We start from the raw sequence: 12,813 nt of genomic DNA on the forward strand, positions 1-12,813 counted from the left end.
AATCTCTATCCGGCTATGTGCAGTTGCACAATGCCAGCCGTTAAGCGGGCGCGTATTCTGTCGGCAGTTCCTTTTATCTGGAGTGATTAATGGCCACCTATCATCTTGATGCGCGACTGGCTCAGGACATTGTTGCCCGCACCATGAAAATTATTGACAGCAATGTCAACGTGATGGATGCCCGTGGCCGCATCATTGGCAGTGGCGACCGCGAGCGTATTGGCGAATTGCACGAAGGTGCGCTGCTGGTACTGTCGCAGGGTAGGGTTGTAGACATCGATGAAGCGGTGGCTAAGCATCTGCATGGTGTACGCCCGGGGATTAACTTGCCGCTGCGTATTGATGGTGAAATCGTAGGTGTGATCGGTCTGACCGGGCAACCCGTAGCGTTACGGCATTACGGTGAACTGGTTTGCATGACGGCAGAGATGATGCTGGAACAGGCACGGCTGCTGCATATGCTGGCCCAGGATAGCCGCCTGCGCGAGGAGTTGGTTCTCAACCTGGTACGCAGCGAAACCCTGTCACCGGCGTTGAGCGAATGGGCGCAACGGCTGGGTATCGATCTTAATCAACCGCGTGTGGTTGCGGTGGTCGAGGTGGACAGCGGGCAACTTGGTGTCGATAGCGCCATGTCGGAATTGCAGCAACTGCAAACGCTGCTGACCACGCCCGAGCGCGATAACCTGATTGCCATTGTCTCGCTCACCGAAATGGTGGTATTGAAACCGGCACTGAATGCGCACGGTCGCTATGATCAGGACGATCATCGGCGTCGGGTTGAGCAGTTATTACAACGTATGAAAGAGAGCGGGCATCTGCGCATGCGTATTGCGCTGGGGAACTATTTTACCGGTCCCGGCAGCATCGCACGTTCCTATCGTACCGCCCGTACCACCATGATGGTCGGCAAACAGCGTATGCCGGAACAACGCAGCTATTTCTATCAGGATTTGGTGTTGCCGGTACTGCTCGATAGCTTACGCGGTGGCTGGCAGGCCAATGAGCTGGCCCGACCGCTGGCGAAACTGAAAAATATGGATAGCAATGGTTTGCTGCGGCGTACCTTAATCGCCTGGTTCAGCCATAACGTACAACCCAGCGCTACGGCGCGTGCGCTGTTTATCCATCGTAATACGCTGGAATATCGTCTGAATCGTATCTCGGAACTCACCGGGTTGAATCTCGGCAACTTTGACGATCGCCTGTTATTGTACGTGGCATTGCAACTTGATGAGCAGGGCGGATGAAACGGGCTGGGATACTGGCGTTCGCGCTATGGGTATGTAGCGGTTTTAGCCAGGCGACTGAGCTGGCTTTTCTCTCGCTGAGTGATTTACAGCAGGTTAAGCAACAACTGGCGCAGCACCGGGCTGCGTCGCCAACGCTGGCGGCGTGGCAACAATTACAGCGGGAAGCGCAACAGGCGTTGAAGCATCCTGATCCCAGCGTCATCGATAAAGGGCTGTTACCGCCAGGTGGTTCGAAGCATGACTATCTCAGTCTGAGCGCCTATTGGTGGCCAGACGCGTCGCAACCCGCTGGCCTGCCGTGGCTGCGACGCGACGGTGTGGTGAATCCAGCCAGCAAAAATGATCAGAGCGATGGTGTCCGGTTGGCACGCTTTAGCGCTGATGTGCAGGCACTGACGCTTGCCTGGTATTTCTCCGGTGAGCAGCGTTATGCCGATAAAGCACAGTCGCTGGTGCGCCACTGGTTTATCGATCCTGCCAGTCGAATGAATCCCAACCTTAACTTTGCGCAGGGTGTCCCTGGGATAGCGGATGGACGTCATACCGGGGTGCTCGACGGGCGCTATTTTGCGACCCGAGTAGTGGATGCCTTGCAGTTACTGAGAACCTCTCCAGGTTGGCAAGCGGCCGATCAGCAGGGGGTAGAACGCTGGTTTCGCGACTATCTGCATTGGTTACAGCATAGCCCGCTCGCACAACAGGAAGCGGCAGCGCCCAATAATCACGGTAGCTGGTACTGTACCCAGCTGGCGGGCATCGCCTGGTATCTTGGGGATGATGCTGCGGTGCGGGCGATGGTGACTCTGGCGCGTGGTAAAATTGATCAACAGATCCGGGCCGATGGCAGCCAACCCTATGAACTGGCGCGCACCCGATCTTTTCATTACAGCTATTTTAATTTGCAGGCGCTGACCGCCCTCGCGCAGCTGGCACAAAAAAGTGGCAACGGTGATCTCTGGCATTATCAGAACGCACAGGGCGGATCGTTACTCGCCGCGTTGGCGGCGCTTGCCCCTTATAGCGATCCGGTTAAACCCTGGCCGTGGAAAAACCGTGATCGTGTCAGCCAGAGGATCATTCCTTTGTTGTCGTTGGCGGATAACAGTCTGCACCAAACGCGCTGGGAATCCGCCATCGCCCGCACTGACTGGACCGCCTTTAGCGGTTCAGCGCGCGGGGCTGTGGAGCAGGCGCAGCGTGATACCTGGTTGATTTCGTTGCCTTATGGGCAGAAAAAAGGCCAGCAATAGCTGGCCTGAGAAAAGCGCGAGGCGAAATTAACGACCGTTGCGAGTCAGTTTATCGAGGTCGGATTCAATCTCAGCGATCTTATTAGACACCACGTTTTCCAGATGACGCAGATCGGCCAGGATTTTGCGTTTCAGATCGACTTCAACCTGATCACGCTGGCAAATCTGATCCAGCTCATCAATCACATAACGCAGGTTAGGGCTGATTTCCTGAACTTCTTTGTAACCCTGGCTGCTGTGGTCAGCCACTACGGTTTTGCGCTGACGTGGGTATTTGAACTTCACGCTTTTCGCGAAGAACTCGCCTTTATCTTTGCGGAAATAGATTTTCAGGATGTCGTTATTGGCTTCCTGACGCAGGCTGTAACGGTCAATGTCTTCAGGGGTGCTGATACCTAAGCTTTTCAGGTTGTCGTACATAGCTTTATATTCCATCAAAAGTGGGGGAGAGCGCGCAGGACTATCATCATTCGGGATGCGGCTAAAACGCAGCAACCAGCTTAATCAACTGTAGACAAAAATCGGGATGAATATCGCGCGGCCTGAGTTAACTGGCGCGGATTATGACCTGTTTGAAAAATAAACGCACTTGTTAATTCGCGGTGAGAAACAGGTTGTTTGCCAGGCAGTGTAAAGAAAAAATTACGGGCCTGATTACAGACCCGTCGGATTAGTTAATTTAAGGCAAATTCGCCTTAGTCGATGGTGCGCAGCAGTTCATTGATACCGACTTTGCCACGGGTTTTCGCATCAACTTTCTTCACGATGACCGCGCAGTACAGGCTGTAGCTGCCATCTTTAGAAGGCAAGTTGCCTGAAACCACCACTGAGCCAGCCGGAACGCGACCGTAATGCACTTCGCCAGTTTCGCGGTCATAGATTTTGGTGCTCTGGCCGATGTAGACGCCCATTGAAATCACGGAACCTTCTTCCACGATTACGCCTTCAACGATTTCTGAACGCGCACCGATAAAGCAGTTGTCTTCGATGATGGTCGGGTTAGCCTGGAGCGGCTCCAGAACACCGCCGATGCCGACGCCGCCAGACAGGTGAACGTTTTTACCGATCTGCGCGCAGGAACCTACGGTTGCCCAGGTATCAACCATTGAACCTTCGTCAACGTAAGCACCGATGTTCACGTAAGAAGGCATCAGCACGGTATTACGGGCGATAAATGCGCCCTGACGCACCGCTGCCGGAGGAACAACGCGGAAACCTTCTTTCTTGAAGCGCGCTTCGTCCCAGTTGGCGAATTTCATCGGGACTTTGTCGTAGAAACGGGTTTCTGCGCCTTCCATCACCTGGTTGTCATTGATGCGGAACGACAGCAGAACTGCTTTCTTCAGCCACTGATGCGTTACCCACTCACCGTTGATCTTTTCCGATACGCGCAGTTCACCGCTGTCCAGCAGACCGATGACCTGGTTGATGGCTTCACGAGTGACGCTGTCCACGCTGGTTGGCGTGATATCGGCGCGGCGCTCAAAGGCAGATTCAATAACGCTCTGTAACTGTTGCATGATGATTTCCTGAGTCTGTCATACGGGTGCCAGCGTCACGCTGGCACAGAAAAAAAGGATGATAAATCGATTGCGGTCACACTTTATCGTTTGGATTAAGGGCCTCTGTCAACCGTTGTTGCAATACATTGCGCATTTCGGCATCAAGTGCGCGGCGCTCGCTGTTCGCGAGGATGAAAAGATCCTCAACCCGTTCGCCAATTGTACTGATACGTGCGCCATGAAGCGAGACACCTAAATCTGCAAAAACTTCGCCAACGCGCGCCAGCAGACCTGGCTGATCGAGGGCGATCAATTCCAGATAGCTGCGGCGATCGGTATGCGTCGGCAGGAAGTTGACTTCGGTTTCCACGCTGAAGTGTTTCAGGCGCGATGACTGACGGCGCACGCGCGGCGGCACCCATTGTGTTTGGGTGATCGCCTGCTCCAGCGCCTGAATAATCATCGGGTGACGATCGGATGCCAACGGGCTGCCATCCGGCTCCAGCACAATAAAGGTATCCATTGCCATACCGTCACGGCTGGTAAAGATCTGCGCGTCATGCACGCTGAGATTGCGGCGATCGAGTTCACCCGCCACAGCAGCAAACAGATATGGACGATCGGGACTCCAGATAAAAATCTCAGTCCCGCCGCGTGTTGCCTGCGGGCTGACCAGCACCAGCGGTTTGCTCAAATCGTGGTTGATCAGATGTCGCGCATGCCATGCCAGCTGATTGGGGGTGTGGCGCAGGAAATAGTCGGAACGGCAGCGGCTCCAGATATGTTGCAGTCGCTCTTCGTCGAGGTTCTCCATTCGCAGCAGCGCCAGCGCCTGCAAGCGATGATGACGGACACGCTCGCGCAGGTCCGGGCTGTTTTCCATGCCGCGACGCAGCTGTTTTTCCGTGGCGAAGAACAGTTCGCGCAGCAGGCTCTGCTTCCAGCTGTTCCACAAGCTTTCGTTGGTGGCGCAGATGTCTGATACCGTTAAGCACGCCAGGTAGCGCAGGCGGTTCTCATTTTGCATCACTTCAGCGAATTGCTGAATGACGGTAGGATCCTGAATATCGCGGCGCTGGGCGGTGACCGACATCAGCAGGTGATGACGCACTAACCAGGCAACCAACTGCGTTTCCCTTGAGTTCAGGCCATGTAATTCAGCGAAATCGAGGGCATCCTGCGCACCCAAAATCGAGTGATCGCCGCCACGCCCTTTGGCGATGTCATGCAACAGCGCCGCCATCAGCAGCAGTTCCGGCTGCGGCAGACGCGGCCAGAGTTCTACGCACAGCGGGTGCATCGGGCGTGTCGCTTCGTCAGCAAAGCTCTCCAGTTTCTGCAACACGCGGATGGTATGTTCATCCACCGTGTAGGCATGGAACAGGTCAAACTGCATCTGACCGACGATATTGCCCCACAGCGGCGTATAAGCCCAAAGCACGCTGTGACGATGCATCGGCACTAACGCACGGCTCACCGCGCCGGGATGGCGCAGAATCGCCATGAAGGTCTGACGCGCCTCGGCGATCTGGCACAATGGTTGTTTGAGATGGCGGCGGGCGAAACGTAACTGACGTAAGGTGGTGGAGTAAATGCCTTTGATGTTTTCGTTGCGTACCATCACGTAAAACATACGCATAATTGCCTGAGGCTCACGTTCAAATAACGTGGGATCACGCAGGTCGATCAACTCGCCACGCAGCTGGAAGTCGTCATCGATGTTACGCGGCTTTTCGGTGGCGGAAAGGCCGAGGATCGCCTCATCAAACAGTTGCAGCAGCATCTGATTTAACTCGCCAATGCGGCGCGTGACCCGGTAAAAATCTTTCATCATGCGCTCAACCGGTTCGTTACCTTCGCCGAGATAGTTGAGACGCTGCGCCACATTCAGCTGGCGATCAAACAGCAGGCGGTTATCGTAACGCGTTAGCGTCAGATGCAACGCGAAGCGGATGCGCCAGAGAAACTCCTGACATTCATTAAGTTCATTACGCTCGGCTTCAGTGAGAAAGCCGAAGCCAACCATCTCATCAAGGGTGGTGGCACCAAAGTGGCGGCGTGCCACCCATTGCAGCGTATGAATATCCCGCAGACCGCCGGGGCTGCTTTTGATATCCGGCTCGAGGTTATAGCTGGTGCCGTGGTAGCGTTTATGGCGCTCTTGCTGCTCTTCAATTTTGGCGGCGAAGAAGCGTGACGAAGGCCAGAAACCATCGCTAAAGATGTTTTTTTGCAGCTCAAGAAATAATGCGACGTCGCCGGTCAGCATGCGCGATTCAATCAGGTTGGTGGCGACGGTCAAATCCGACAGCCCCTCCAGCAGACACTCCTCGAGTGTACGCACGCTGTGGCCGACTTCGAGCTTGAGATCCCACATCAGCGTGAGCAACTCACTGGTGCGTTGTGCGGCATGCTCGTCCAGCGGGCGGCGGCTCAGGATCAGCACATCAATGTCCGACAGCGGATGCAGCTCGCCACGGCCATACCCGCCCACCGCCAGCAGGGCGATCTCTTTCATCTGATCAAAGCCAAAGAAGCGCCATAAGCGGCGCAGCAGCCGATCAATAAACAGGGTACGCGCATCAATCAGGGATTCGACATCGGTACCGGCATCAAACGCCGTCCCCATATGCTGCTGAAATTGTTCGAGATAGAGTTTGAGTTTCTCGCGGGTTAGGGCTTCATCAGGCCAGTCGGCTGGGGAATCGGTCAGGCCTTTGTGTACTGCTTCGGTCACGCTACCACTCATCGACATCGTCTCTTCTTCGCGCCATTGACATAAAAAAGCCGACTCAAGGTCGGCCTGGTACTGTTGGGAAGAGATTTACGCGACGTTTTCCAGCACCGCTGGGATGGTGTCGTCTTCACGTAGCGTCAGAATCTCACAGCCGTTCTCCGTCACCACAATAGTATGCTCGTACTGCGCGGACAAGCTGCGATCTTTGGTTTTCACGGTCCAGCCATCCTTCATGGTGCGGATGCGGTAATCACCGGCGTTGACCATCGGCTCGACGGTAAAGGTCATGCCGGCCTGAAGCACCACGCCGCCGTCATCAGCATCGTAATGCAGCACCTGCGGCTCTTCGTGGAAACCTTTACCAATGCCGTGGCCGCAATATTCGCGCACCACAGAGAAATCCTGTGCTTCAACATACTTCTGAATCGCACGTCCCAGTTCACGCAGGCGGATGCCGGGTTTCACCAGACGCAGGGCCAGATACAGGCTTTCCTGGGTGACGCGACACAGGCGCTCGCCCTGAATGGTCGGCTTGCCGACGATGAACATTTTTGAGGTGTCGCCGTGATAGTCATCTTTGATCACCGTGACATCAATGTTGACGACATCGCCATCTTTCAGCAGACGATCGTCGCTCGGGATACCGTGGCAGACCACTTCATTGATGGAGATACACACCGATTTCGGGAATCCGTGGTAGCCGAGGCACGCGGAGATTGCCTGCTGTTTGTTGGTGATATGTTCGTGGCAAAGACGATCCAGTTCGCCGGTGGAGATACCGGGCACCACATGCGGTGCAATCATTTCCAACACTTCAGCTGCCAGGCGACCGGCAACACGCATTTTTTCGATTTCTTCAGGAGTTTTTATTGAAATAGCCATTAAATTAATCCGCGGCTGTCGAAAATTTCGACAATAATTGAGTTCTGTGCAGTCATGTTAGCAGCAGGCATTTGGGCTGCCAAATCGGGAAGTCTCAAGCCAATTTCTGTTAACGACTATTGGCGTATTCCTGCGCATTGTGGTATAAAGCGCGCCGACGATTCTCTGTCAGCCCCCTGGGCGAACAGGAAACGCATAAATCTCATTATGTGTACTAAAACACACATGTATCGACACGTACGCCGGGGTGCCTCGTAAGAGGTCGGTTGTATGGGATACATGGAGGCCCAACCCCAATCAAACTTTAGAGGTAATCATGGCAACTGTTTCCATGCGCGACATGCTCAAGGCTGGTGTTCACTTCGGTCACCAGACCCGTTACTGGAACCCGAAAATGAAGCCGTTCATCTTCGGTGCGCGTAACAAAGTTCACATCATCAACCTTGAGAAAACTGTACCGATGTTCAACGAAGCCCTGGCTGAGCTGAACAAAATTTCTTCCCGTAAAGGTAAGATCCTGTTCGTCGGTACTAAGCGCGCTGCTGCCGAAGCGGTAAAAGAGTCTGCACTGAGCTGCGACCAGTTCTTCGTAAACCACCGCTGGTTGGGTGGCATGCTGACCAACTGGAAAACCGTTCGTCAGTCCATCAAACGCCTGAAAGATCTGGAAACTCAGTCTCAGGACGGTACTTTCGACAAACTGACCAAAAAAGAAGCGCTGATGCGCGCTCGTGAACTGGCCAAGCTGGAAAACAGCCTGGGCGGTATCAAAGATATGGGCGGTCTGCCGGACGCACTGTTCGTTGTTGATGCTGACCACGAGCACATTGCAATCAAAGAAGCAAACAACCTGGGTATTCCGGTATTTGCTATCGTTGATACCAACTCTGATCCGGACGGCGTTGATTTCGTTATCCCGGGTAACGACGATGCAATCCGTGCTGTAAGCCTGTACCTGACTGCCGTTGCCACTACCGTGCGCGAAGGCCGTTCTCAGGATCTGGCTGAGCAAGCTGAAGACGCGTCTTTAGAGAACGCCTGATAAGGTCTGCTCTTTCACAGAGCCCTTAGACATCAGATGTAATCTGTTAAGGGGGCCGCACGGCCCCTTTATTATATCCAAGTCTGTCACGCTTCCATTAAGGCGAGCGGGGCAGAGTAAATTTTCCGCAACAAGTTTCTGGCAGTGTGCAAGCACTGAGAAACGAATCGAGGATTCTGGAATGGCTGAAATTACCGCTGCACTGGTAAAAGAACTGCGCGAGCGTACTGCCGCTGGCATGATGGACTGCAAAAAAGCGCTGACTGAAGCGAATGGCGATATCGAACTGGCCATCGAAAACATGCGTAAGTCTGGCGCAATCAAAGCAGCGAAAAAAGCGGGTAACGTGGCTGCTGACGGCGTGATCAAAACCAAGATCGTTGACGGTTTCGGTGTGATCCTGGAAGTTAACTGCCAGACCGACTTCGTCGCAAAAGATGCTGGTTTCCAGGCATTTGCTGACAAAGTGATCGACGCTGCTGCCGCTGGCAAAGTGACCGACGTTGAAGTTCTGAAAGCACAGTTCGAAGAAGAGCGTGTGGCACTGGTTGCGAAAATCGGTGAGAACATCAACATCCGTCGTGTTGCTATTCTGGAAGGTGCTGAGCTGGGTAACTACCTGCACGGCGCACGTATCGGCGTTCTGGTTTCTACCAAAGGCGCTGACGAAGAGCTGATCAAGCAGGTTGCAATGCACATTGCAGCAAGCAAGCCGGAATTCGTGAAGCCGGAAGATGTGTCTGAAGACGTGGTAGCGAAAGAGTACCAGGTTCAGCTGGACATCGCGATGCAGTCTGGTAAGCCGAAAGAAATCGCAGAGAAAATGGTTGAAGGCCGTATGAAGAAATTCACCGGCGAAGTTTCTCTGACTGGTCAGGCTTTCGTTATTGACCCGAGCAAAACCGTTGGTCAGGCGCTGAAAGAGAAAGGCGCTGATGTCATTAACTTCATCCGCTTCGAAGTGGGCGAAGGCATCGAGAAAGTTGAGACTGACTTTGCAGCAGAAGTTGCTGCGATGTCCAAACAGTCTTAACTGGTCCGAAAGAACCGCCAAAAGGCGGTTCTTTTTTGCCTGCATTTTGCTGCGGGCCTATTTTCAGTCACTTCCCAATAGCTTTTCTCTCTCGCTAAGCGGATGATTGATCAGATTTAACTTCTCCTTTTCATCATATCTTCCAGGAAGAATTGACCATGGCGACCAACGCAAAACCTGTATATCAACGTATCCTGCTAAAACTGAGTGGCGAAGCACTGCAAGGTGCTGAAGGTTTTGGTATTGACGCGAGTGTGCTTGACCGCATGGCGCAAGAGGTGAAAGAGCTGGTTGAGCTGGGTATCCAGGTGGGTGTGGTTATTGGTGGCGGTAACCTGTTCCGTGGCGCAGGCCTGGCGCAGGCAGGTATGAACCGTGTGGTCGGTGACCATATGGGGATGCTGGCTACCGTGATGAACGGCCTGGCGATGCGTGATGCGTTGCACCGTGCTTATGTCAATGCGCGCCTGATGTCAGCGATCCCGCTGAACGGCGTTTGTGATAACTACAGCTGGGCAGAAGCAATCAGCCTGCTGCGTAATAACCGCGTAGTTATCTTCTCTGCCGGCACTGGCAACCCGTTCTTTACAACCGACTCTGCCGCCTGTCTGCGTGGTATTGAAATCGAAGCTGATGTGGTACTGAAAGCCACTAAAGTGGATGGCGTTTACTCCGCCGATCCGGTGAAGAACCCGGATGCCACGCTCTATGAACAGCTGACGTATGCCGAAGTGTTGGATAAAGAGCTGAAAGTGATGGATCTGGCGGCCTTTACGCTGGCACGCGACCATCAACTGCCGATCCGCGTCTTCAATATGAACAAACCTGGCGCTCTGCGTCGTGTCGTGATGGGTGAAAAAGAAGGCACCCTGATTACGCATTAATACCCGACGCAAGATAAAATAGGGTATATTCTGTTGGCGCGGCGCTTGGGCGCTGCGCTATGCCCTGAATAATCCGTGCCCGATAGGGAACTCGAATTATTTAGGGTATCAGGATGATCGATGATTATCGATACCGCTTCCGGTTAGCCCGGAAATGGCCAGGTCAAACCGAATCCAAGGGTTTCAACGTGATTAACGAAATTAAAAAAGATGCTGAAACGCGCATGGACAAATGCGTGGAAGCATTCAAAAACACTATCAGCAAAGTGCGCACTGGTCGCGCTTCGCCCTCTCTGCTCGACGGCATTGTTGTTGAATATTACGGCACGCCGACGCCCCTGCGTCAGCTGGCCAGTGTTACAGTAGAAGATTCGCGCACGCTGAAAATCAACGTCTTCGATCGTTCTATGGGTCCGGCAGTTGAGAAAGCGATCATGGCATCTGATTTGGGTCTGAACCCAAGCTCTGCCGGTAGCGACATTCGTGTTCCGCTGCCACCGCTGACCGAAGAGCGTCGTAAAGACCTGATCAAAATTGTTCGCGGTGAAGCGGAGCAGGGCCGTGTGTCCGTCCGTAACGTACGTCGTGACGCGAACGACAAGATCAAAGCGCTGCTGAAAGACAAAGAAATCAGCGAAGACGACGAGCGTCGCGCGCAGGACGATGTGCAGAAAATGACCGATGTGCGTATCAAAAACGTTGATGCGGCACTGGCCGAGAAAGAAAAGGAACTGATGGAATTCTGATTCCATCATTATCTTATATATCCGAAATAATTCGGATTGCAGGTTGGCGGCAAGGGAATGAATCCCCAGGAGCTTACATCAGTAATTGACTAGGGTGAACGAGCGCAGCCAACGCATCTGCAATTTGAAGTATGACGGGTATAAACGCCGTCAAGAGAGGTATTCTTCGTGAATGCGCTGTCTTGCGGCGTTTTATTTTGGTCCTGAAGAAGTGGGAAATTATCTGTCTCCTTCCTCTGAGTACACACGGAAAGCGTCATGAAGCGATTAACTCTGCTGGGTTCCACTGGCTCGATTGGCACCAGTACACTGGCGGTAGTACGGGAAAATCCTGAGCAATATCAGGTAACAGCCTTGGTAGCCGGTCAGAATGTGGCCATGATGGCCGAGCAATGTCAGCAGTTTCAGCCTCGTTATGCGGCGATGGCGGATGAAGCCTCGGCACAGGCGCTGCGTGAGCGACTGAGAGCACTCAACATCAACACCGAAGTGCTCTCCGGCGTTCAGGCGGCCTGTGAACTGGCTGCGCTTGATGAAGTTGATCAGGTGATGGCGGCGATTGTCGGCGCATCAGGTTTGCTTCCGACGCTGGCGGCCATCCGTGCCGGAAAAACTGTCCTGCTGGCCAATAAAGAATCGCTTGTCACATGCGGCCGTCTGTTTATGGAGGCGGTTCAGCGCCATCAGGCCCAGTTGCTGCCGGTCGATAGCGAGCACAACGCCATTTTTCAGAGTTTACCGGCTTCCATACAGCATCAGTTGGGGTACGCTGATCTGCGGGATAACGGCATCGAGTCGATTATTCTCACGGGATCAGGTGGTCCTTTTCGTGACACGCCATTAACCGATTTGGCCGGTATGTCACCCGATCAGGCTTGTGCGCATCCGAACTGGTCAATGGGGCGTAAAATCTCCGTTGATTCGGCCACCATGATGAATAAAGGTCTTGAATACATTGAAGCCCGCTGGCTATTTAACGCCACTGATGCGCAGATGGAGGTTATCCTGCATCCGCAGTCGGTAATCCATTCGATGGTGCGTTATTGCGATGGTAGCGTGCTGGCGCAACTGGGATCGCCGGATATGCGAACCCCGATTGCCCACAGCATGGCATGGCCAGCACGTATTCCTGCCGGCGTCACGCCGCTCGATTTCACCCGAATGAAAGCGCTGACCTTTTCTGAGCCGGATTACGCGCGCTATCCCTGCCTGAAGCTGGCAATTGACGCCTGTGCCACTGGCCAGGCCGCTACGACAACGCTAAATGCAGCGAACGAAGTGGCGGTGGCCGCATTCCTGCAGCATCAGATCCGCTTTACCGATATCGCTGCGTTAAACAGCGAAGTGTTGGCGTCGCTGAGCTGCGGTGAGCCCGACAGCGTTGAAGCAGTGATGGAGATCGATCGGTTAGCGCGGGTGTGTGCCAATGAAATGTTGCCACGCTTGCGTATAGCAGGTTGATTGTCCGCGCTATTTGTTAGCTC

The 12,813-nt window shown here is 53.8% G+C and carries 11 protein-coding genes; 7 read left to right on the forward strand and 4 right to left on the reverse strand.

Going from position 1 to position 12,813, the window contains the following annotated elements:
• Positions 1–89: 89 nt before the first annotated feature.
• Positions 90–1,250: a CdaR family transcriptional regulator gene (locus AC6I8T_RS03945; RefSeq protein ID WP_208724836.1), complete on the forward strand. Its 1,161-nt coding sequence runs from the start codon at positions 90–92 to the stop codon at positions 1,248–1,250.
• The gene (locus tag AC6I8T_RS03950) at positions 1,247–2,503 is read left to right on the forward strand and encodes an alginate lyase family protein (protein WP_208724838.1); all 1,257 of its coding nucleotides are present in this window, start codon (positions 1,247–1,249) and stop codon (positions 2,501–2,503) included. The genes AC6I8T_RS03945 and AC6I8T_RS03950 overlap by 4 nt, the downstream gene beginning before the upstream one ends.
• 27 nt (positions 2,504–2,530) lie before the next feature.
• On the opposite strand, the gene AC6I8T_RS03955 is transcribed toward AC6I8T_RS03950, so the two are convergent.
• The 4 genes from AC6I8T_RS03955 to map all read right to left on the reverse strand — a co-directional run bounded on the left by AC6I8T_RS03955 (position 2,531) and on the right by map (position 7,624).
• Entirely contained in the window at positions 2,531–2,923 is a 393-nt protein-coding gene (locus AC6I8T_RS03955) for a DUF3461 family protein (protein ID WP_021184671.1), read from the reverse strand.
• A 275-nt stretch (positions 2,924–3,198) separates the two neighbouring features.
• Positions 3,199–4,023, reverse strand: a complete 825-nt coding sequence (dapD, locus tag AC6I8T_RS03960) for a 2,3,4,5-tetrahydropyridine-2,6-dicarboxylate N-succinyltransferase (RefSeq protein WP_013507939.1) — start codon at positions 4,021–4,023, stop codon at positions 3,199–3,201.
• A gap of 76 nt (positions 4,024–4,099) precedes the next feature.
• Entirely contained in the window at positions 4,100–6,754 is a 2,655-nt protein-coding gene (gene glnD / locus AC6I8T_RS03965; RefSeq protein WP_036626670.1) for a bifunctional uridylyltransferase/uridylyl-removing protein GlnD, read from the reverse strand.
• A 75-nt stretch (positions 6,755–6,829) separates the two neighbouring features.
• Complete coding sequence (map, locus tag AC6I8T_RS03970) at positions 6,830–7,624, reverse strand: type I methionyl aminopeptidase (protein ID WP_021184669.1); 795 nt, start codon at positions 7,622–7,624, stop codon at positions 6,830–6,832.
• Positions 7,625–7,940: 316 nt separating this feature from the next.
• Here map and rpsB point away from each other — a divergent pair, with 316 nt between their 5' ends.
• From rpsB to ispC, 5 genes are all read left to right on the forward strand, one after another.
• Positions 7,941–8,666 (forward strand): 30S ribosomal protein S2, encoded by a 726-nt coding sequence (gene rpsB, locus AC6I8T_RS03975; protein ID WP_013507942.1) that lies wholly within the window; start codon positions 7,941–7,943, stop codon positions 8,664–8,666.
• A 181-nt stretch (positions 8,667–8,847) separates the two neighbouring features.
• A complete protein-coding gene (tsf, locus tag AC6I8T_RS03980) occupies positions 8,848–9,699 on the forward strand; it encodes a translation elongation factor Ts (RefSeq protein ID WP_021184668.1) in 852 nt (283 codons plus the stop codon).
• 158 nt (positions 9,700–9,857) lie between these two features.
• Positions 9,858–10,583 carry a UMP kinase gene (gene pyrH, locus AC6I8T_RS03985; protein ID WP_013507944.1) on the forward strand — a complete coding sequence of 242 codons (726 nt, stop codon included), beginning with the start codon at positions 9,858–9,860 and terminating at the stop codon, positions 10,581–10,583.
• 188 nt (positions 10,584–10,771) lie between these two features.
• Positions 10,772–11,329, forward strand: a complete 558-nt coding sequence (gene frr, locus AC6I8T_RS03990) for a ribosome recycling factor (RefSeq protein ID WP_021184667.1) — start codon at positions 10,772–10,774, stop codon at positions 11,327–11,329.
• Between the two features lie 258 nt (positions 11,330–11,587).
• Complete coding sequence (ispC, locus tag AC6I8T_RS03995; RefSeq protein WP_021184666.1) at positions 11,588–12,790, forward strand: 1-deoxy-D-xylulose-5-phosphate reductoisomerase; 1,203 nt, start codon at positions 11,588–11,590, stop codon at positions 12,788–12,790.
• The last annotated feature ends 23 nt before the right edge of the window (positions 12,791–12,813 follow it).

This window comes from Pantoea sp. X-Soil-OKNW-556, from assembly GCF_059730695.1.

Excerpts from the sequence above, each read along its gene's own strand:
- rpsB (WP_013507942.1), top strand. The coding sequence starts at position 7,941 with ATGGCAACTGTTTCCATGCGCGACATGCTCAAGGCTGGTGTTCACTTC.
- map (WP_021184669.1), bottom strand. The coding sequence starts at position 7,624 with ATGGCTATTTCAATAAAAACTCCTGAAGAAATCGAAAAAATGCGTGTT.
- AC6I8T_RS03945 (WP_208724836.1), top strand. The coding sequence starts at position 90 with ATGGCCACCTATCATCTTGATGCGCGACTGGCTCAGGACATTGTTGCC.
- glnD (WP_036626670.1), bottom strand. The coding sequence starts at position 6,754 with ATGAGTGGTAGCGTGACCGAAGCAGTACACAAAGGCCTGACCGATTCC.
- ispC (WP_021184666.1), top strand. The coding sequence starts at position 11,588 with ATGAAGCGATTAACTCTGCTGGGTTCCACTGGCTCGATTGGCACCAGT.
- dapD (WP_013507939.1), bottom strand. The coding sequence starts at position 4,023 with ATGCAACAGTTACAGAGCGTTATTGAATCTGCCTTTGAGCGCCGCGCC.
- AC6I8T_RS03950 (WP_208724838.1), top strand. The coding sequence starts at position 1,247 with ATGAAACGGGCTGGGATACTGGCGTTCGCGCTATGGGTATGTAGCGGT.
- AC6I8T_RS03955 (WP_021184671.1), bottom strand. The coding sequence starts at position 2,923 with ATGTACGACAACCTGAAAAGCTTAGGTATCAGCACCCCTGAAGACATT.
- pyrH (WP_013507944.1), top strand. The coding sequence starts at position 9,858 with ATGGCGACCAACGCAAAACCTGTATATCAACGTATCCTGCTAAAACTG.
- tsf (WP_021184668.1), top strand. The coding sequence starts at position 8,848 with ATGGCTGAAATTACCGCTGCACTGGTAAAAGAACTGCGCGAGCGTACT.